This is a genomic window from Nocardia jiangsuensis (genome assembly GCF_042650385.1).
GTDB classification, from domain to species: domain Bacteria; phylum Actinomycetota; class Actinomycetes; order Mycobacteriales; family Mycobacteriaceae; genus Nocardia; species Nocardia jiangsuensis.
Window position 1 is genome coordinate 25,610 of the sequence record NZ_JBHSAX010000007.1, and the last position, 18,610, is coordinate 44,219.

The following is an 18,610-nucleotide window of genomic DNA, read 5'->3' on the forward strand; positions in this document are numbered from 1 at the left end:
CGCGAGGGAGTCGAGCCGTGCCGTCGCTACCCATCTCCACCGTCCGTCAGAACCTGTTCGGCCTGGTCCAGCAGGTGAACGACGATCACGACCCGCTCACGGTCGTGACCAAGACCGGCGAGAACGCCGTCCTGGTGGCCGAGTCCGACTGGAACTCGCTGCTGGAGGCGCTCTACGTGCTGCGTACGCACGGCGGGGTGCAGCTGCTGAAATCCGCCGAGGACGCCCGCGAGGGCCGGACCGAGGCGCGCGAACTCCTGGACCCGGAGGCGTCGCCGATCACCGAGCCGCGGCCCGCGTCGGCGGTGGTGGCCGCGCTGGAACGGGTCAGGGCCGGCCTCGCCGGCGGCGCCACCGCCGAGCAGCTCAGCGCGCTCGTCCAGCGGGAACTCGACCGGCACGAGACGCAGTGACCGATCGGAAACTCTCCTTCACCGACCAGGGCTGGCGCAGCTACTCCGCGTGGCTCACCCGCGACCGGCAGATATCGCAGGCGGCGAACAAGATGATCGACGCCACCCTGGCCGACCCGTCCGCTGGGATCGGCAAGCCGGAGCGGCTGAAACATCAGCTCGCGGGGAACTGGTCCCGCCGCATCACCCAGGAGCACCGGCTCATCTACTACGTCACCGACACCGATATCGTCGTGATCCAGGTCGGCACGCACTACGAGTGACTACCGCTGCTCCGCCGCCCGCCGATACCCGCGCACCGCGATCGGCCCGAACACCGCGATCAACCCGACCGTCCACAGCACCGTGGTGAGCAGGGGAGCGAGGACCGGTCCGCCCTCGGTGAGTCCCCGGACGGCGTCGATGGCCGGTGTCATGGGCTGGTGCCGCACGAAGGGCTGGATCCAGCCCCAGTACTGGTCCACCGGGGCGAAGCCGCCGTTGAAGAAGAGCAGCAGCAGGAAGAGGCCGCCGAGCTGCTGCACCGCGCCCTTGCCGGAGGCGAGGGTGGCGAGCGCGAGCACGGGGACCGCGATGCCGACCCCGAAGATCATCGGAACCAGCACCGCGCCGACGCCGGCGAGGAGCCCGTGGTCGAAGCGGAACCCGAGCGGCACCGCGACCGCGAAGAGCACGACGGTGGCGAGCCCGGCGCGCACCGCCTCGGCGAGCAACCTGCCCGCGATGAACCCGGCCCGCGGCACCGGCAGCGTCCACATGCGGGCGAGCAGCCCGGTGTCGCGCTCGTGGATGAGCGTGATGGCGGTGGCGAGCGTGCCGAAGAGCGCGCCGACCAGCGCGACCAGCCCGGTATTGCCGTAGACGCTGTCGCCGCCGCCCATGGTGGTCACGGTCTCGCCGAGCACGAGCTGGAACATGAGCAGCATGAACGCCGGGAAGACCAGCGACTGCACCACGATCCCCGGATCGCGCGACCAGGTGCGCAGCAGCGCGCCCGCCTGCACCAGGGACTGCGAGGCCAGCGGCACCGCGCGCCGCTCCGGCCAGGTGGCGGTCATCGGTTCACCTGCGCTCGGCCCGCCGCGACGATGGCCGCGGTCCCGGCCAGGAGCAGCCCGGCCGTCCAGGCCAGCACGGCGGTCAGCTCGGGGTCGGCGCCCGCCGCGAGCCCGCGCAGCGCGTCGGTGAAGACCGACATCGGCTGGTTCCGCACGAAGGGCCGCGCCCATTCCGGAAAGCCCTGCGCCGGAACCAGCCCGGTGGAGGCGAGCACCAGGATCAGCTGCGGGATCATCAGCACCGTCGCCACCGACACCGCGTTCTTCGCCACCGACCCGGCCGCATCGGTGAGCATGCTCAGCGACAGCCCGAACGCCACCACCAGCAGCGCGAAGAGCGCGGTGTCCGGGAGCGACCCCTCGAACCGGAAGCCGAGCGCGTGCCCGATGCCGAGCCCGGCGGCCAGGGTGAGCAGCATCCGCACGACCACCCAGGCCATCCGCCCGAGGAAGGGCGCGGTGCGCGGGATCGGCAGCGACATCATGCGCTCGTGCACCCCGGCCCGCGCGTCGTTGCCCGCGATCTCGGTCGCGGTGATGGCGGTGAAGATCCCCGCCTGCAGCAGGATGATCGGCGTGATGAACTGCGCGTAGTCGCCGCCCGCGCGCTCGAACTGACGGTGCAGCGGGCCGTAGAAGCAGACGAAGAAGACGATCGGCCCGAAGACCGCGAAGAGCACCTCGCCGGAGCGCAGCGCGGCCAGGATCTTCTGCCTGGCCAGGGTGCCGGTGGCCGGGATCAGCCCGACCGACGCACGGGCGGGCGCGGTCACGGCGTCACCTCGGTGAGCTGCAGGAACACCTCGTCCAGCGAGGGCTGGCGGAGCCCGATGTCGACGACCTCGATACCCGCGCCGTCCAGCCGCGCGATGGCCTCGGCGACGGTGGTCATGCCGTGCGGTGCGCGGAACACCAGCCGGGGGTGCGCCTGGCTCTCCTCCGGCGCCTCGACCAGCTCCAGCCCGCCGAGCAGCTCCAGCACCCGCGCGGTGTCGCTGCGGTGTGCCAACGTGACCTCACAGACGGCGGCGCCCGCCTCCTTCTTCAGCCTGCCCGGCGTGCCCGCGGCGACGATCTCGCCGCGGTTCAGCATGACGATGTGATCGGCGAGCCGATCCGCCTCCTCCAGGTACTGCGTGGTGAGCAGCACGGTGATGCCCGCCTCGCGCAGCCCGGCGACGGTGTCCCAGACCGCGGCGCGGCTGCGCGGGTCCAGCCCGGTGGTCGGCTCGTCCAGGAAGAGCACCTCGGGCCGGGTGACCAGCGCGCTCGCGATGTCGACCCGGCGCCGCATGCCGCCGGAGAGCGCGCCGACCCGGCGGTCGCGCACGGTGCCGAGGTCGAACTGCTCGACCAGCTCGGCGATCCTGGCCTTCAGGTGCTTGCCGCCGAGCCCGGTGAGCCTGCCGAAGACGGCGAGGTTCTCGACCGCGCTCAGCCCCTCGTCCAGCGCGGCGTACTGCCCGGTCAGCGAGACCAGCTCGCGCACGAGGGCGGCCTCGGCGACCACGTCGTGGCCGCAGATCCGCGCGCTGCCCGCGGTGGGGCGCTGCAGGGTGGCGAGCAACGTGACCGTGGTGGTCTTGCCGCTGCCGTTGGGGCCGAGCAGCCCGAGCACCTCCCCGCGGGCCACCTCGAAGGAGATGCCGCCGAGCGCCGTCACCTCGCCGTATTTCTTGACCAGACCACTGATTTCGATCGCCGGTACCGTCGACACCCTCACTCCTGGTTCCGCCCGCGCTTGTTCAGGGCAGGCTAACCTAAGCTATCGGAGATCGGCCCCCGGGACCAGCCCGTGCCCTACGATTCGTCCCTCTTGTCCTCGAGTTCGCGGATCCGCGCACCGGCCTGCTCCAGCCGCTTGCGCCGGGACTTGGCGTCGGCCTTCTTGAGCTCCTTGTACATCTTCTCGTCCTCGTCCCCGAAGTGATAGATGAGCCGGGGCACCGAGAGCGTCACCGCCAGCGACGGCCAGACCAGCCACGCCCAGCTCCAGTCGACGGCGAACTGCAGGACCAGGAACACCAGCAGGGTGAGCCCGAGGATCACCCCGTCGACGGTCTCCACCACTTTGCCGCGGTGCCGCAGCGACTCCAGCTCGGCCGCGGGTGAGCTCTCCTCCTGCTTCGCGAGCGGCTGCGGCCCCGCGTCGCCGACCCGCCGGATCGACCCGCCCTCCTCGCGCAGCGGCACGCCGCCGGGCAGCCCGCGGAACGGCTCGCGCAGCGCGCCGACGGTCCGGCCCGCGGCGACCGCGCCGGAGCGCTCGTAGAACTCGTCGCCGTCCAGCCGCCCCGCCGCGTAGTGCTCGCCGAGGACGTTCAGCGCGTGCAGGCGCTCCTCGTCGCTGAGCCGGATGTCGTCACCGTCGGTCATCGTCGCGCTCCGCTGTGAGGGGGTCGGCCGTCACCGCCGATGGTAGCGGCGCGGATTCAGGCGCAGTGGATGAGAAACCGCGTCGAGGCGGGCTCGCCGAGCTTCACCACGACGGTGCTGGTCGCCACCTCGTTCGGGTGGCAGCCGCCGGGCACCGAGAGCACCGTCGCGCGGTAGCAGCCTGCCTCGGTGACGCCGTGCGTGGCGGTGCCGTCGCGATCGGTCACCACGGTGGCCAGCTCGGTGTCGGTGTCGCAGGTGGTGATCCGCACCCGCACGTCGGGGACGCCGAACATCTCGGTGCCGGTGCCCGCCTTGATGGTCACCGGGGTGCCGTTCGGGACCGGCTTCGTGGTGGCCGGGGCGCTCGGGGTCGGCTCGCCGCCGACGGTCAGCGAGGAATCGGCCGCGGCGGCGGTGGTGCCCGCCGAATCGTCGGCAGCACAGCCGACCAGGGCGAGAGCCCCCGTGAGCAGGGAAACGGCCAGCAGCGCGGAGCGCATGGATCTCCTTCCGGTCCGGCGCGGCCATCGCGCCGCCTGTCACTGTAAATACCCCGCCGTCCGGTTCGGCATTCTTCTTGACAATCCCCGCCTTTCCCGGCGCGGCCGGGGAACTCGAACGCGCGGATGATCCGTTCGTGTAGCGGAGTGGAAAGGTGGTGGTCCGGTTTGTTCGCCTGGTGGGGCGCACGGGTTTCGCGCTGGCGGTGGCCGGTGATCGGGGTGGTCGCGGCGGCCATGCTGACGCTGGCGGCCTACGGCGCCGGGCACGCCGACCAGCTGAGCGAGGGCGGCATGTTCGACCCGGGCTCGGAGTCGGCTCAGGCCGGGCAGCTGGCCGACGCCGCGTTCGGGCGCAACCACGACGTGGACGTGGTGCTCCTCTACACCGCGCCCGCCGGGAAGACGGTGGACGATCCGGCCTTCGCGGCCGCCGTCACCGGCAGCCTGAACGCGCTGCCCCGCGCGCACCCGGAGCAGATCGCGGGTGTGAACGCCGCCTACTGGCCGACCGAGACCGGCAAGCTCAGCGGCGCCGCGGCCGCCACCGCCGACCGCACGCGGGCCGTCGCCTCGATCGCGCTGCGTGGCGACACCGACACCGAGGTGCTGCGCAACTACCGGATCGTGCAGGACGCCTTCACGATTCCCGGCGTCGAGGTCGAGGTCGGCGGGTTGCAGCCGGTGGCGGGGGCGCTGAACGACACCATCGCCGCCGACATCCACCGGATGGAGCTGCTCGCCTTCCCCGCCGTCGGGGTGCTGCTGTTCTTCGTGTTCGGCGGGCTGGTGGCGGCGGCCCTGCCGCTGGTGGTCGGCGGGCTGACGGTCTTCGGTGCCTTCGGCATCGTGCGCGGCCTCACGCACCTGGCCGAGGTGAATTCCTTCGTCTCCCCGGTGGTCTCGATGATCGGGCTCGGGCTGGCGATCGACTACGGCCTGTTCATCGTGAGCCGATTCCGCGAGGAGCTGGCCGAGGGGCACGACACCGCCACCGCGGTCCGCCGCACGGTGACCACCGCCGGGCGCACCGTCGTGTTCTCCGCGACCATGATCGTCGCGAGCCTCGGCGGGCTGCTCCTCTTCCCGCAGACCTTCCTGAAATCCATCGGCTACGGCGCCATGGCCACGGTCACCATGGCCGCGCTCACCGCCGTCACCATCCTGCCCGCGATCCTGGCGGTGCTCGGCAGGCGGATCGACGCCGCCGGGCTGCCCCGCTTCGCCCGCACCCGCACCGCCGCCGAGGTGGAGGCCGGGTTCTGGGGGCGGCTCACCCGCTGGGTGATGCGGCACCCGCTGAAGATCGCGGTGCCGCTGGTGCTGCTGCTCGCCATCCTGATCGTGCCGATGAAGAACCTGGCCTTCGGCGGGTTCAGCGAGAAGTACCTGCCGCCGGACAACCCGACCCGGCTGGCCCAGACCGAGATCGACACCCACTTCCCGCTGCGCCGCTCCGACCCCATCGAGCTGATCTTCACCGGCACCGACACCACGGCGATCGGACGGTTGCTGAAGGAGGCGAACAGCTCGCCGAACCTGGCCGAGCAGTTCACCCTGCCCAGCCGCTCCGCCACCGACCCCACCGTCTTCCGCACGAGCGCGGTGCTCGCCGACCCCGACGAGGCCGACACCACCATCGACCACCTGCGCGGGCTCGATCGGCCGGAGGGGGTGCGAATGCTGGTCGGCGGCGTGCCCGCCATGCAGCACGACAGCATCGAGACCCTGCTCACCCGGATGCCGTGGATGATCGCACTGGTCGTCCTGGTCACCACCGCGCTCATGTTCCTGACCTTCGGCTCGCTGATCCTGCCGATCAAGGCCGCGCTCATGAGCGCGCTCGGCCTCGGCTCCACGCTCGGCATCCTGACCTGGATCTTCGTCGACGGCCACGGCGCGGGGGTGCTCGACTTCACGCCGCAGCCGATCCAGGCCAACATCCTGGTGGTCATCATGGCCGTGATCTACGGCCTCTCCACCGATTACGAGGTGTTCCTGCTCTCCCGCATGGTCGAGGCGCGGGCCCGCGGCGCCACCACCACCGACGCGGTGCGCAGCGGCACCGCGCAGACCGGCCGGATCATCACCGCCGCCGCGCTCATCCTGCTCGTCGTCGTCGGCGCCTTCGCCTTCTCCGACCTGGTGATGATGCAGTACATCGCCTACGGCATGATCGCCGCGCTGATCATCGACGCCACCGTGCTGCGCATGCTGCTCGTTCCCGCCGTCATGAAGCTGCTCGGCGACGACTGCTGGTGGGCGCCCGCCTGGATGAAGCGGGTGCAGCGGAGGGCGGGGCTGTCCGAATTCGAGCCGGTGCCGGAGCCCGAGCCGTCAGTGCCGGTCCTGGCCGGCGATCGCCGCTAGGCACCGATCGCCCAGCGCGCGCACCGCCGCCACCAGCTCCGGCGGCCCGTCCACGGTGAAGTCGACGTCCACCGCGGTGAGCATCCAAGTGAGCGCCGCGGGCGAGTCGGCGCCGAGGTGCAGCAGGCAGCGGGTGTCGTCCACGGCCTCCAGGGTGCCCATGCCCGGCCAGATCCGGTCGGCGAGGTGCTCGGCGGAGGCGTGCAGGGTGACGACCGCCCGGTGCGGCCAGGCGTCGGCGGAGAGCCGCTGCGACAGGTAGGCCACCACGTCGCCGCCCGGGAGTTCGCGCGGGGTGAAGCGGGGGCCGGTGGGGATGCGCGGGTGCAGGCGGTCGACCCGGAAGGAGCGCCAGTCCGCGCGGTCGGTGTCCCAGCCGACCAGGTACCAGTGCCTGCTGAAGTTCACCACCGCCTCCGGCTCGACATCCCGGATGGTCGCCGCGCCCGCGCGGTCGCGGTAGTCGAAGCGCAGCCGTTCGCGGCGGTGCGTCGCCTCGGAGATGGCGATCAGCACGTTCGGGTCGACCCGGGGCCCGGACCCGCTCACCCGGACCATGCTGCGCTGCAACGCCGTCAGCCGGTGCCGGAGCCGGGACGGGAGCACCTGCTCCAGCTTGGCCAGCGCGCGCAGCGAGGCCTCCTCGATCCCGCTCACCGTGCCGCCGGTGACGGTGCGCAACCCCACCGCGACGGCCAGCGCCTCCTCGTCGTCGAGCAGCAGCGGCGGCACCGTCGCGCCCGCCGCGAGCCGGTAGCCGACGCTGCCCTGGGTGGCGTGCACCGGGTAGCCGAGCCCGCGCAGCCGCTCGATGTCGCGGCGCACCGTGCGCGCGCTGACGCCGAGCCGGGCCGCCAGTTCGGTGCCCGGCCAGTCGCGGGGGGTCTGCAGCAGGCCGAGCAGCCGCAGCAGGCGTGCCGATGGATCGTTCACGGGTTCCAGAATGCCATCCGATTAGGACAGGATCCGGCCTAAGTCGCTCGTAACTCCGGGCCGCCGGTATACCCGGTGCCGCCGCGACCGAGCGCGCGGCGGTGCTGATCGCCGAACTCATGGCCGGCTCGGCTACGAGCGGCTCGGCGCGCAGGGTGGCGACGCCCGCTCGTTCATCGCACCGGAGCTGGGCCGGATCGCTGCGGAGCTGCTGCTCGGCGTGCATCTCGACGACCCGATCACCATCCCGGCCTGGGACGACGACGGCTCCGGCCGGGGAGCCCGAATCCTGGGGCGCCGCCCTGCGCGATTCCGGCGTGCCGACCGGCGTCGCGGTCTTCCCGAGCCGCAAGTCCGTCGTGCGCGGGATCGCGGAGAAGCAGAACACCGTCGTGCACTGGTCGGAGTTCGACCGCGGCGGGCTCCCCGCGGCGTAGCGTGGCGGCATGGCCGACCGCCCCGCCCGCGTCGACGACGTGCACCGGATCGCCGCCGCCATGCCGCACACCACCCGCGTCGAAGGCGGGCGGGGCAATGCCGTCTACCAGGTCGGCGGCAAGTCCTTCGTCTTCTTCCGCACCCCGCGCCCGGACGCCGTCGACCCGGACACGGGGGAGAAGTACGACGACGTCATCGTGTTCTGGGTGGAGTCCGAGGCCGACAAACTGGCCCTGATCCAGGACCCGGGCACCCCCTTCTTCAGCACCCCGCACTTCGACGGCCACCCGTCGGTGCTGCTGCGCGGCAGCGAGATCGGCCGAATCGGGCTGGCCGAGCTCACCGAGGTCGTCCAGGACGCCTGGCTCTCCCGCGCCTCCGCGCGGCGGGGGCGGGCGTGGCTGGAGTCGGTCAGGTCGTGAGCGGGTTCTCCCGGTGCATGTGCGCGAGCTTCTCCGGGTTGCGCACGGCGTAGATGCCGATGATCCGGCCCGCCTCCAGGTGGATGGAGAGCACCGTGTCGAGCACGCCGTCCGTCCGGAGAACCAGCGCGGGGTGGCCGTTGACGGTCGTCGGCTCCAGCAGCCCGGCGACCGCGCCGACCTTCTCGTTGGCGAGCACCCGGGCCACCCGGTGCGCACCACGCACCGGCCGCGGCAGGGCCTGGACGATGCCGCCGCCGTCGCCGACCAGCAGCACGTCCGGGGCGAGCAGGTCGAGCAGCCCGCGCAGGTCACCGGTGCTCGCCGCGCGCCGGAAAGCGTCCAGCACCGAGCGGGTCTCCTCGGCCGAGACCGTGCTGCGCGGTCTGCGCGCGGTGACGTGCGCGCGGGCCCGGTGCGCGATCTGCCGCACCGCCGCCGGCGTCTTCCCGACCGCAGCGGCGATCTCGGCGTAGTCGAACGCGAACACCTCGCGCAGCACGAACACCGCGCGCTCGGTCGGCCCCAGCGTCTCCAGTACGAGCAGCATGGCCATCGAGACGCTGTCCGCCAGCTCCACGTCGGCGGCGACATCCGGGGCGGTGAGCAGCGGCTCCGGCAGCCACGGCCCGACATACGACTCCTTGCGCCTGCCCAGCGTGCGCAGCCGGTTCAGCGCCTGCCTGGTGACGATCCGCACCAGGTAGGCGCGCCGGTCCTGGATCCAACCCAGCTCCACCTCGGCCCAGCGCAGCCAGCTCTCCTGCAGCACGTCCTCCGCGTCGCTCGCCGAGCCGAGGATCTCGTAGGCCACCGTGAACAGCAGGTTGCGGTGCGCCACGAAGGTCTCGGTGTGCGGATCGGCGTCGGTCACTGGGTCTCCTCGATCTCGGGGGTCACATACCGGACACCGGCCGCCGCCGAGCTGTGACAACCGTCCGTCACAACCGAAGCGGGCCCGGTGTCCAGTGTGCGAATCGATCGACCGAATTCGCGAGGAGAATTCTATGAACCACACCCTCTGGATCGTCGCCGCACTGCTCGCCGCAGTGGCACTGGCAGGAGGGGCGACCAAGACCTTCGTGCCGATCCGGACTCTGGCCGCCGCACCCGGTGGGCAGTGGACCGGCCACACCCACCCCGCCGTCGTCCGAACCCTCGGCGTGCTGGAACTGCTCGCGGCCGTCGGGCTGATCCTGCCCGCGGTCCTCGACATCGCTCCGGTCCTGGTGCCGGTCACCGCCCTGTGCTGGGTCCTGCTCATGCTCGGCGCGATGGCCACGCACTACCGATACCGCGAATCTCTGCCCATCGCCCTGAATTCGCTCTATCTCGTGCTGGCCGGCCTCCTGGTCTGGGGACGCTTCGGCCCGTACGCCTTCTGAGCCGTCACCGTTCAGCGCGGCTGCGGGCCGAGCGCTCCGCCGGCGTACAGCCTGAAGCGGTCCGGCCCGACGGCATCGCGCAGACCCGCCGTCTTCGCGGCGACCACGTCCGGTGTACGACGAGCCCGGTGCGGTTCGAAGAGCCCGGCAGGCTCGGCATCATAGGTACAATTGGTATTCAATCAGTACCTACGATATCGTCTCTCCGTATGTGGAAGAAGGTACTGGCGGTCGCGTCGGCGCTGCTCCTGTCCAACGCCGCCCCCCTGTCGCATGCCGAACCCGCCGCGGCGCCAACGCCTTCGCGCCTGGTTTTCGCAGCCGCCGAGGAGGTCTCCACCCTGCACGGCTTCACCGCAGGCCAGGCTCCGGACCCGGAGACCTACTGGACCGTGCCGCGCGACCTGAGCATGTACACCCCGGAGCTGTGGCAGCTACTCGGCGATCGGCACGCCCGGATCTCGATCAACATGCGGTGGCAGCGCGACTTCGGGCCGATCCCGGCGGGCAAACCGCACTTCGACGAGCTGCCCGCACTGCTGCGGACCGCGGAGCGCAACAACGTCGGTGTCGTGGCGTGGTTGACCGTGCCCTACGGCGACGGCTACTGGGCGACCGAGGACAACCTCGCCCTGCACGAACAGATGGTCCGCGACTTCGACACCTGGGCCCGCGAGATCGGCTTCCGGCCGCGGCAGGTGCTGTTGGACCTCGAGGCGCCCCTTGCCGACACCGCGACGCTCGGCAACCTGCCGCGGCAACCGGTTCCGGTCGTCCGGATGCTCGGGGAGAATATCGACCCCGCGGGACAGTGCGCGGCGATGCGCGGATACGAACGGGTCGTGGCGTGGCTGGAGGACCACGGGTACCCCGCGACAGCGGCCACGTACTCGTTCCTGTTCGACGACATCACCGACGGCGACACCGCGTTCACGGACGGGCTGAACATGCCCCTGTCCCGGCCGGGCACCTTCCGCGAGGTGGCGTTCATGGCGATGCGTTCGGTTTATGCCGGGTTGCTCGGCACCGATCCCGGCCCCTCGATCCACGCCGCCTACATCCAGGACATGCGCCGCTGGTACGGCGATGCCGCCACCTTCAGCCTCGGCGAGGCAGGGGAGGGCCCGTACAAGGACGATCTGAACGAAATGATCACCGACACCCGGCTCGCCGCCGCACTCACGACCGGCGATGTCGGCATCTACTCCCTCGACAAAGCGCTCGCCGACTACGGTCTCGACGGGGTCGCCCGGCTCTTCGACGCCGTCGAGGCCCCGTTGGCCGGGGCCGAGCTCGAGCGGGCGAGCACGCTCTCGCCCGGCGCGATCGCGGCGCGCGGGCTGATCGGGGCGGAGAACATCCTGGCAGGCGCGCTCGCTGCCGGGGTTTCGCGACAGCCCAACAGCTGGCCGCCGAGCTGCTGATCCCCGCGCGGTTCCGGCACTCCCGCCGCACCCGGGCCACGAGCACGCCGCCCTCGTAGGCGGTCACGAATACCGGTGCCGCCCGCGACCACTGCGTCGCGCCAGGCCCGCAGATCGTCTTCCGGTGACCTACTGGGCGGCGCCGACGACCGCGTGCCGGATCACCTCCGCGGTCGTCTGCGCCAGCACGTCCCCCTCCCCGGCCTCTATGCGCAGCCGCAGGGAAGGGCGGCTGCTCGTCCGTCACGACGGCACCGGCTCCGACATCTGCCGGTGCGACCCGGAGGCGTCCCGCCCCGCCGCGAACACTCCCGGACCGCGGTGGCGCCTGCCCCTCCCGGGAAGGCCGAGCACCTGATCAGCGCGGGTGTGCTTGCGCCGAACGACGAGGGAGCACCGGGCCCTGCGCGATCGGTCAGCGCAGCTGCGGGGCCACCTTCGCGCCGAGCAACTCGATGGCGTGGCCGACCTTCTCCGGGGGGAGCGTGCCGACGCTGGTGTGCAGCATGAACCGGTCCAGCCCGAGAGTGTCGCGGGCTCCTGTGAATACCGTCGCTTCGACAGCGTTGCGCACTTCCGAGGCCCGGGACGACCTGGAGGGCATCATGGAGCGCAATACGGCCATGGCGCAGGCACTCGCCAACCCATGTCCGTCGGACTCGGCCGAGCCGCTCGACGTCTGCAATACCACCGCCCGGCTGCTCTCCGACGACTCCGGCACCGGCTCGGTTGTCCCGGACGACGCCGGACAACGGAACAAGCTACAACCCCGCCTCGACGAGAACTGCGCGGACACCGGGCCATCCTGTCCGCGCACACTCTGTCGGCGCACCACCGCGCTACCCTAGGAATCCCCGTGTGCGTCCACCGCTCCGGCGTCGTGCCACGGCCTCGACTCGACCGTCGAGGATTTCTCCGGACCGCCGCGGCGTCCAGCGTCCTCGGTGCGCTGGCACTTGCCGCGGCGGCTCCCGCGCGCGCCGAACAGCCGTACCCGCTACCTCTCGAATCCCGCAGCGTCCAGCTCTACACGCTGCGTGAACTCCTCACGGTCGCATCGGCCGACACCGCCGGCTGACAGCCGCTGCGGATCCTCGGCGTCACGGCGATGGAACCGGAAGGCCCGCTGGCTGTCCCCGTCTATCAGGTTTGGCTGCAAGCGCTGTTCCTCGCACCGGAACGCTGCGACAGCGACTAGCGCGTCCGGCGCGGGGCTACACGAGTGCCTCGCTCGAGGGAACTCTCCCTCTGGTGCGACGACCTCGCCCGGGAGTTCGACAATCGACTGACGCCGACGATCTATCGCATCAGCACCGCGGGCTCGGCGTTCAAGGCCCACGCGCTGGCTGCTGCGGGCGTCGCCGCCGAGCACCGCGGTCGCTTCGAATGCTTCCGCACCCTGAAGAGTGCCGACACCAGCGACCGAATGTGAGGAAATCCAGCGAGCATCGAACTCGGCCGCACCCTTCAACCTCGACCGGCCGTCTGCTGATCCAGGGGCCGTGGGGCGGGGAGCCGGTAGGGGGCGATGAGATTCTCGACGAAGCGGCGGAGTTCCTCGTGCCCCTCCACCATGCCGACCGCACTCTCGTTGCAGATGATGCGCGCGGCGCCGGTCAGCAGTATCGACATCACGACCGGCGGGAATTCGGCGAGATCGACGCCGTGCGCGCGCAGCACCATCGTCACCGCGGCGGACTCGATCTCGCGCACCCGTTGAGCGAAGACCTTCAGTTCGGCGCCGATCACCTTGCGGTGGTTCGCCAGCGCCATCCACTCGGTGCTGAGCCGGGTGTAGCCGGAGTCGCTGTTGATCAGCCACAGCACCCGGAGCGGGTCGTCATCGGTGAGGGCGGCGCGCATCCGGGTCAGCGCCCGTTCACCGCTGTCGCGCAGGACGGCGACGAACAGGTCGTCCATGGTCGGGAAGTAGTAGTAGACCAGCGTCGACCTGACCCCGGCATGATCGGCGACGCGGCGCGAGGTCGCCGCAGCGTACCCTTCCTCCCCCATGATGTGCTCGATCGCGGCCATCAGGCGTTCCTTGGCCCCCGGCGCCCCGCTCGGCGTACGAGGAGCCATCAGCGCGGTTCACTGTTCGTCGCAGTACGCATACGGCACTCTAGCATTTGATCAACCGATAATAACCACTGGTCAAGCTCTGGCAAATACTGCCACTCGATCAGCTCCGGGTTCGCCTGTCAGAGGTTGCCGTCCCGAGGTGTCCACTCGCCCGCGCCGATGTGTCCGTCGACGCGCCGTTCGCTACTTCAGCATGCTGCCGCCGTCGACAGTGAGCGGCAGCCCGGTCACGTAGCGGGATTCGTCGGACGCCAGGAACAGCACCGCGTTGCTGATGTCCTCCGGCTCGACCCAGCCGATCGGCAGCACGTGCATGAACTGGGCGACCACCCGGAAGTCCTCGACGCCGGGGTTTTCCAGGTCCGGGCGGAACATCTTCATGGTGTTCTCGTTCATGAACATCGGGGTATTCACATTCGTCGGGTGCACCGAGTTCACCCGGATCGAGTGCTGCCCCAGCTCCACGGCGAAGGTGCGCATCAGCCCGACGACACCGTGCTTGGCGGCGATGTAGTGGCCGGTGTTCGGGTATGCCTTGAGCCCGCCGACCGAGCTGGTCAGGATGATCGACCCGCCGCGCTCGCCCGCGAGCAGGTGCGGCACCGCGGCCTTCACCGACTTCCACACCCCCGACAGGTTGATGTCGATCATCGTGTTCCAGTCCTGCTCGCTGGTCTTGTCCAGCGTCTCGCCGCCGTTGCCGATCCCGGCATTGGCCACCACGATATCCAGCCGCCCCAGCTGCTCCACCCCCGCGTCCACCGCTGCTGACAGCGCGTCGTAGTCGCGTACATCGACCTGCGCGGCGACGATCCGCCTGCCCGTCTCCTCGACCAGTTTCACGGTCTCGGCCAGGTCCTCCGGCGTCGAATGCGCGATCTTGTCGGTGCCACTGACCGGCGCGCACACGTCCACCGCGATGATGTCGGCGCCCTCGCGCGCCAGCTGCACCGCGTGGCTGCGGCCCTGCCCACGCGCCGCACCCGTGATGAAGGCGACCTTGCCTTCGACCCGACCGGTCATGGAAACACCTCGTCTTTCGTTCGTTAATCGTTTATCACCCGATAAAAGTGGACACCTCTGAGCTGCTCCTGTCAATGACATTCTCTTAAACGAGAATGGGCCTTGACCAGGTTTTGCGGCCTGTGGTACCAATGCACACACTCCGTGCACTTATCGATCGATCAGCGAGTCTCGCCGTGACAGGTACCGGCGGCCCGCCGAATCCCGCACCGAAAGGCGAGCCCGTGACCGATGCGGCGTTCCTCGACTACTTCTCCGACGCGTCGCTGGCCCAGGATCCGTATCCGTTCCTGGCCGGGCTGCGCAGCCGGAACCCGATCCTGCGGGAACCGCACCACGGCGTCCTGGTCGTCACCGGCTACCGGGAGGCCGACACGATCTTCCGCGACCACGATTCGTTCTCGGCGTGCGTCTCGATCGGCGGCCCGTTCCCGCCGCTGCCCTTCGTTCCCGAGGGCGACGACATCAGCGCTCAGATCGAGGCACACCGGCACCGGTTCCCGATCTTCGAGCACATGGTCACCATGGACCCGCCGGACCACACCCGGACCCGGACCCTGCTGAGCCGGCTGCTCACCCCCAAGCGGCTCAAGGAGAACCGCGACTACATGCTCGGCCTGGCCGACCGCAGGCTGGACGCGATTCTCGAGGCGGGGCGCTGCGAATTCCTCGGCGACTACGCCAAACCCTTCGCCACCCTGGTCATCGCCGACCTGCTCGGTGTCCCGGAGGAGGACCGCGCGGAGTTCCGGCGCCGCCTGACCGGGCACGAGGAGCCGGGCAGCCGGGTCGGCGCGCTGGACAGTGAACCGGTCGGCAGCAATCCGCTGCAGTGGCTGGAGGACACCTTCGGCCGGTACCTCGGCGACCGGCGCGCAACCCCGCGCGGCGACATCCTCGGCGTGCTCGCCGCCACCACCTACCCCGACGGCACGCTGCCCGAGCTGATCGATGTGGTCCGCCCGGCAACCTTCCTGTTCGCCGCCGGTATGGAGACGGTCACCAAACTGCTGAGCTCCGCGATCCGGGTGCTCGCCGAACACCCCGAATACCAGGAACTCCTGCGCGCGGACCGCGGCCTGGTCGCGCCGTTCATCGAGGAGGCACTGCGCTTCGAGAGCCCCACCAAGGTCGATTTCCGGCTGGCCAGGAAATCGACCCGGGTCGGCGACGTCGACATCCCCGCGGGCAGCATCGTGATGCTCTGCATCGCCGCCGCCAACCGCGACCCCCGCAAGTTCGACGCCCCCGACGAGTTCCGCCTCGACCGCCCGAACTCGCGCGAGCACATCGCCTTCGGCCGCGGTGTCCACACCTGCGCGGGCGCTCCGCTCGCCCGCACCGAAGGGCTGGTCACCCTGGACCGGCTGCTCGACCGGGTCACCGACCTCGCCATCGATGACGACGCCCACGGCGCACCCGGGAACCGCGACTTCCGGTACGAACCCACCTTCCTGCTGCGCGGACTACAGGAACTGCACATCACCTACCGAACCGCGAACTGACATCCCATCCCGCCATGGCGCGGTCGCAGAGCCAGCCGCCAGCGTGCACTATCACGCCGCCGGCGTCGGGGGCGACGACGGCGAGACGATTGCGCAGCCGGTGGCTTTGCGCGTATGGCCACCAGTTGGTGATCGGGATGTTTCTCCGGTCGAGGTCCAATCGGCCTGCCCGTGCTCGTGAGACTGTGGTCACCACATTGTGACACCAGTCACAGCGCTTCCGATGGGAATTGCGTCGCTAACGTTTGTTGAGCTGCCCGGCGTCGACCGGGACGACGGTGCCGGTCACGTAGCGGGCGTCGTCGGAGACGAGCCAGGCGATCGCGTTCGAGACGTCGAGCGGCTCGACCAGGTCCACCGGCATGGCATTGGACAGCGCCTGGGCCAGCTGGGGGGAGCGCTCCATGATCGCCTGCAGGTCTCCGTCGGCAGCCATCGGGGTGCGCACCGCGGTGGGCGCGACGCTGTTGACCCGGATGTTGTGCGGGGCGAGGTAGTTGGCCCACGACCGCATCAGCCCGACGACGCCGTGTTTGGCGGCGGTGTAGCCGAGGAAGCCCGCGGTCGGGATGCCGACGCCGATCAGGCCGCCGGTGGAGCTGGTGAGCACGATGGAGCCGCCGCGCCCGCGCTCGACCATGGCGGGGATCGCGACGCGCCCGGTGTTCCACACCCCGGTGAGGTTGACGCCGACGACGTCGTCCCACTCCTGTTCCTCGGTGACCGCGGAGCCACCCGCGCCGATTCCGGCGTTGGCGAGCACGATGTCGACCGGTCCCAGCTCGGCGACGCCCTCGTCGAAGGCCGCGCGCAGCGCGGTGACGTCGCGGACGTCGGCCCGGCGTGCCACGATGCGGCGGCCGGTGGCGCGGACCTCCTCGGCGGTCTGTTCCAGCTCGTCGGTGGTGCCCATCGGGTACCGGACCGATTCGAGCTGCGAGCAGATGTCGACCGCGATCACATCGGCGCCCTCCTGCGCGAGCCGGACCGCGTGGCTGCGGCCCTGGCCGCGCGCGGCTCCGGTGATGAAGGCGACCCTGCCGTCGAGCTTTCCCATGATGAATCCTCCTGTGCGTGCGTGTCGTACTACTCGGTGGTGATCGCCTGCTCGGGGCAGGCATGTGCCGCGTCGTCGACGGCGGCGGCTTGCTCCGGCGCGGCATCACCGGTGACGGCGTAGCCGTCGTCGGTGAGGGTGAAGACCTCGGGGCACAGGGCCACGCAGACGCCGTGGCCGCGGCACCGGTCGGCGTCGACGGTGACCTTCACTGCGGGGCCTCGGTGTAGGTGATGTGCAGTTCCTGCAGCCCGCGCAGCAGGAAGGTGGGCTCGTAGCGGTAGTCGCGCCGGTCGGCGGGGCCGTGCACGCTGTCGTCGATGGCGATGTCGTGCAGCCGGTCGAGCATGCGGTTCAGCGTCACCTGGCCCTCGGTGCGCGCGAGGGGTGCGCCCGCGCAGGTGTGGATGCCGCGGCCGAAGGCGATGTGTTCGCGGGCGTTGGGGCGGGCCAGGTCGAAGGTGTCGGGGGCGTCGAACTTGCGGGGGTCGCGGTTGGCGGCGCCGATGGCGAGCATCACCACGCTGCCCGCCGGGATGTCGACCCCGCCGACCTCGGTGCTCTTGCGGGTCAGGCGGAAGTCGACCTTGGTCGGGCTCTCGTAGCGCAGCGATTCCTCGATGAACGCGCCGACCAGGCTGCGGTCCGCGCGCAGCAGCCGCTGCAGCTCGGGTTGTTCGGCCAGCACGCGCACGGCGGAGCTGAGCAGTTTGGTGACGGTCTCCTGCCCGGCGGCGAACAGGAAGGTCGCCGGACGCACGATGTCGATGAGCTCGGGCAGCGTGCCGTCGGGGTAGGTGGTCTCGGCGAGCACGCCGAGGATGTCGCCGCGCGGGGTGGCCCTGCGGTCTGCGATGTAGTCGCCGAAGGTGTCCTCCAGCCATTGCAGCGGATTGCTGCCCACCGGTTCGCTGTCGAGCGCGCCGACCCGGGTGCCCGGCTCCTTGTGCCCGGCGAGCCTGGCCCGGAACTCGTCGCGGTCGCCCTCGGGCACACCGAGCAGGTCGGCGATGACCAGGGTGGCGAAGGGCTTGGCGTAGTCGGCGAGGAAGTCGCAGCGGCCGAGCGCGGCGATCTCGTCGAACTGCCGGTCGGCCTGGCGCCACATGTAGTCCTGGTTCTCCTTGAGCCGCTTGGGGGTGAGCAGCCGGCTCAGCAGGGTCCGCGTCCGGGTGTGCTCCGGCGGGTCCATGGTGACCATGTGCTCGAAGATCGGGAAGCAGTGCCGGTGCGCCTCGATCTGCTCGCTGATGTCGTCGCCCTCGGGCACGAAGGGCAGCGGCGGGAAGGGGCCGCCGATGGCGACGCAGGCCGAGAACCGCTCGGGGTCACGGAAGACCTCGTTGGCCTCCTGATAACCGGTGATCACCACGACGTCGTGGTGCGGCTCGCGGAACACCGGGTTCCGGCTGCGCAGGTGGGCCAGATACTCGTAGGGGCTCTGTGCCACCTCGGCATCGGTGAAATAGTCAACGACTGCCGGCTCGGTCATGCGCCCGGCCTTTCTCTTAGTGGTCGATCATTATTGGAGTAATACTTCGTGGTTTTGACGTGACTGAGTATTCAATTGTATTGCCGTCCAATACAATTGACATTCTTGACAGCTCGATTCGGCAGTGCG

At 70.5% G+C, this 18,610-nt stretch carries 22 protein-coding genes and 1 pseudogene; 10 read left to right on the forward strand and 13 right to left on the reverse strand.

Annotated elements, in window-relative coordinates:
- The first annotated feature begins 17 nt into the window (after positions 1-17).
- Together ACFO0B_RS07755 and ACFO0B_RS07760 are read left to right on the forward strand one after the other, a co-directional pair.
- Positions 18-413: a type II toxin-antitoxin system Phd/YefM family antitoxin gene (locus ACFO0B_RS07755; protein ID WP_378611635.1), complete on the forward strand. Its 396-nt coding sequence runs from the start codon at positions 18-20 to the stop codon at positions 411-413.
- Positions 410-676: a Txe/YoeB family addiction module toxin gene (locus ACFO0B_RS07760; RefSeq protein WP_378611636.1), complete on the forward strand. Its 267-nt coding sequence runs from the start codon at positions 410-412 to the stop codon at positions 674-676. Before ACFO0B_RS07755 ends, ACFO0B_RS07760 begins: the two co-directional genes overlap by 4 nt.
- Here the strand turns inward: ACFO0B_RS07760 and ACFO0B_RS07765 are convergent, their stop codons facing one another.
- From ACFO0B_RS07765 to ACFO0B_RS07785, 5 genes are all read right to left on the reverse strand, one after another.
- Positions 677-1,471 (reverse strand): ABC transporter permease, encoded by a 795-nt coding sequence (locus ACFO0B_RS07765; protein WP_378611637.1) that lies wholly within the window; start codon positions 1,469-1,471, stop codon positions 677-679.
- A complete protein-coding gene (locus ACFO0B_RS07770) occupies positions 1,468-2,244 on the reverse strand; it encodes an ABC transporter permease (protein ID WP_378611638.1) in 777 nt (258 codons plus the stop codon). The genes ACFO0B_RS07765 and ACFO0B_RS07770 overlap by 4 nt, the downstream gene beginning before the upstream one ends.
- Complete coding sequence (locus tag ACFO0B_RS07775; RefSeq protein ID WP_378611639.1) at positions 2,241-3,188, reverse strand: ATP-binding cassette domain-containing protein; 948 nt, start codon at positions 3,186-3,188, stop codon at positions 2,241-2,243. Before ACFO0B_RS07775 ends, ACFO0B_RS07770 begins: the two co-directional genes overlap by 4 nt.
- Positions 3,189-3,271: 83 nt before the next feature.
- Entirely contained in the window at positions 3,272-3,847 is a 576-nt protein-coding gene (locus tag ACFO0B_RS07780) for a DUF1707 SHOCT-like domain-containing protein (protein ID WP_378611640.1), read from the reverse strand.
- Positions 3,848-3,903: 56 nt separating this feature from the next.
- Positions 3,904-4,350 (reverse strand): hypothetical protein, encoded by a 447-nt coding sequence (locus ACFO0B_RS07785; protein ID WP_378611641.1) that lies wholly within the window; start codon positions 4,348-4,350, stop codon positions 3,904-3,906.
- Positions 4,351-4,518: 168 nt separating this feature from the next.
- Here ACFO0B_RS07785 and ACFO0B_RS07790 point away from each other — a divergent pair, with 168 nt between their 5' ends.
- On the forward strand, positions 4,519-6,720 hold the full coding sequence (locus tag ACFO0B_RS07790; RefSeq protein ID WP_449289788.1) for an MMPL family transporter: 2,202 nt from the start codon (positions 4,519-4,521) through the stop codon (positions 6,718-6,720).
- On the opposite strand, the gene ACFO0B_RS07795 is transcribed toward ACFO0B_RS07790, so the two are convergent.
- Positions 6,688-7,653, reverse strand: coding sequence for a helix-turn-helix transcriptional regulator (locus tag ACFO0B_RS07795; RefSeq protein WP_378611643.1), 966 nt, complete (start codon positions 7,651-7,653; stop codon positions 6,688-6,690). The genes ACFO0B_RS07790 and ACFO0B_RS07795 overlap by 33 nt on opposite strands.
- Before the next feature lie 101 nt (positions 7,654-7,754).
- Between ACFO0B_RS07795 and ACFO0B_RS07800 the strand changes: the two genes are divergently transcribed.
- A complete protein-coding gene (locus tag ACFO0B_RS07800) occupies positions 7,755-8,090 on the forward strand; it encodes a hypothetical protein (protein ID WP_378611644.1) in 336 nt (111 codons plus the stop codon).
- A 9-nt stretch (positions 8,091-8,099) separates the two neighbouring features.
- Positions 8,100-8,513 carry an MmcQ/YjbR family DNA-binding protein gene (locus ACFO0B_RS07805; protein ID WP_378611645.1) on the forward strand — a complete coding sequence of 138 codons (414 nt, stop codon included), beginning with the start codon at positions 8,100-8,102 and terminating at the stop codon, positions 8,511-8,513.
- Here the strand turns inward: ACFO0B_RS07805 and ACFO0B_RS07810 are convergent.
- Entirely contained in the window at positions 8,503-9,387 is an 885-nt protein-coding gene (locus ACFO0B_RS07810) for an RNA polymerase sigma-70 factor (RefSeq protein WP_378611646.1), read from the reverse strand. The two genes, ACFO0B_RS07805 and ACFO0B_RS07810, sit on opposite strands and share 11 nt — an antisense overlap.
- 133 nt (positions 9,388-9,520) lie before the next feature.
- On the opposite strand from ACFO0B_RS07810, the gene ACFO0B_RS07815 reads away from it, so the two are divergent.
- Both ACFO0B_RS07815 and ACFO0B_RS07820 read left to right on the forward strand, forming a co-directional pair.
- Positions 9,521-9,898, forward strand: a complete 378-nt coding sequence (locus ACFO0B_RS07815) for a DoxX family protein (protein ID WP_378611647.1) — start codon at positions 9,521-9,523, stop codon at positions 9,896-9,898.
- A 209-nt stretch (positions 9,899-10,107) separates the two neighbouring features.
- A complete protein-coding gene (locus ACFO0B_RS07820; RefSeq protein WP_378611648.1) occupies positions 10,108-11,322 on the forward strand; it encodes a hypothetical protein in 1,215 nt (404 codons plus the stop codon).
- A 415-nt stretch (positions 11,323-11,737) separates the two neighbouring features.
- Here the strand turns inward: ACFO0B_RS07820 and ACFO0B_RS07825 are convergent.
- A pseudogene (locus ACFO0B_RS07825) lies at positions 11,738-11,863 on the reverse strand (LLM class flavin-dependent oxidoreductase); the annotation flags it as partial.
- A gap of 25 nt (positions 11,864-11,888) precedes the next feature.
- Between ACFO0B_RS07825 and ACFO0B_RS07830 the strand changes: the two are divergent.
- Both ACFO0B_RS07830 and ACFO0B_RS07835 read left to right on the forward strand, forming a co-directional pair.
- Positions 11,889-12,170, forward strand: a complete 282-nt coding sequence (locus ACFO0B_RS07830) for a hypothetical protein (protein ID WP_378611649.1) — start codon at positions 11,889-11,891, stop codon at positions 12,168-12,170.
- A gap of 374 nt (positions 12,171-12,544) precedes the next feature.
- On the forward strand, positions 12,545-12,754 hold the full coding sequence (locus ACFO0B_RS07835) for a hypothetical protein (protein WP_378611650.1): 210 nt from the start codon (positions 12,545-12,547) through the stop codon (positions 12,752-12,754).
- A gap of 35 nt (positions 12,755-12,789) precedes the next feature.
- Here ACFO0B_RS07835 and ACFO0B_RS07840 read toward each other — a convergent pair whose 3' ends face one another.
- On the reverse strand, positions 12,790-13,359 hold the full coding sequence (locus ACFO0B_RS07840) for a TetR/AcrR family transcriptional regulator (protein WP_378611879.1): 570 nt from the start codon (positions 13,357-13,359) through the stop codon (positions 12,790-12,792).
- A gap of 228 nt (positions 13,360-13,587) precedes the next feature.
- Positions 13,588-14,427 (reverse strand): mycofactocin-coupled SDR family oxidoreductase, encoded by an 840-nt coding sequence (locus ACFO0B_RS07845; RefSeq protein ID WP_378611651.1) that lies wholly within the window; start codon positions 14,425-14,427, stop codon positions 13,588-13,590.
- A 224-nt stretch (positions 14,428-14,651) separates the two neighbouring features.
- On the opposite strand from ACFO0B_RS07845, the gene ACFO0B_RS07850 reads away from it, so the two are divergent.
- Complete coding sequence (locus tag ACFO0B_RS07850; RefSeq protein ID WP_378611652.1) at positions 14,652-15,932, forward strand: cytochrome P450; 1,281 nt, start codon at positions 14,652-14,654, stop codon at positions 15,930-15,932.
- 238 nt (positions 15,933-16,170) lie between these two features.
- Here ACFO0B_RS07850 and ACFO0B_RS07855 read toward each other — a convergent pair whose 3' ends face one another.
- The 3 genes from ACFO0B_RS07855 to ACFO0B_RS07865 are packed head-to-tail and all read right to left on the reverse strand — an operon-like array spanning position 16,171 to position 18,481.
- The gene (locus ACFO0B_RS07855) at positions 16,171-16,989 is read right to left on the reverse strand and encodes a mycofactocin-coupled SDR family oxidoreductase (RefSeq protein ID WP_378611653.1); all 819 of its coding nucleotides are present in this window, start codon (positions 16,987-16,989) and stop codon (positions 16,171-16,173) included.
- A gap of 29 nt (positions 16,990-17,018) precedes the next feature.
- Positions 17,019-17,201 (reverse strand): ferredoxin, encoded by a 183-nt coding sequence (locus ACFO0B_RS07860; protein ID WP_378611654.1) that lies wholly within the window; start codon positions 17,199-17,201, stop codon positions 17,019-17,021.
- Positions 17,198-18,481 carry a cytochrome P450 gene (locus tag ACFO0B_RS07865; protein ID WP_378611655.1) on the reverse strand — a complete coding sequence of 428 codons (1,284 nt, stop codon included), beginning with the start codon at positions 18,479-18,481 and terminating at the stop codon, positions 17,198-17,200. The genes ACFO0B_RS07860 and ACFO0B_RS07865 overlap by 4 nt, the downstream gene beginning before the upstream one ends.
- Positions 18,482-18,610 lie beyond the last annotated feature (129 nt).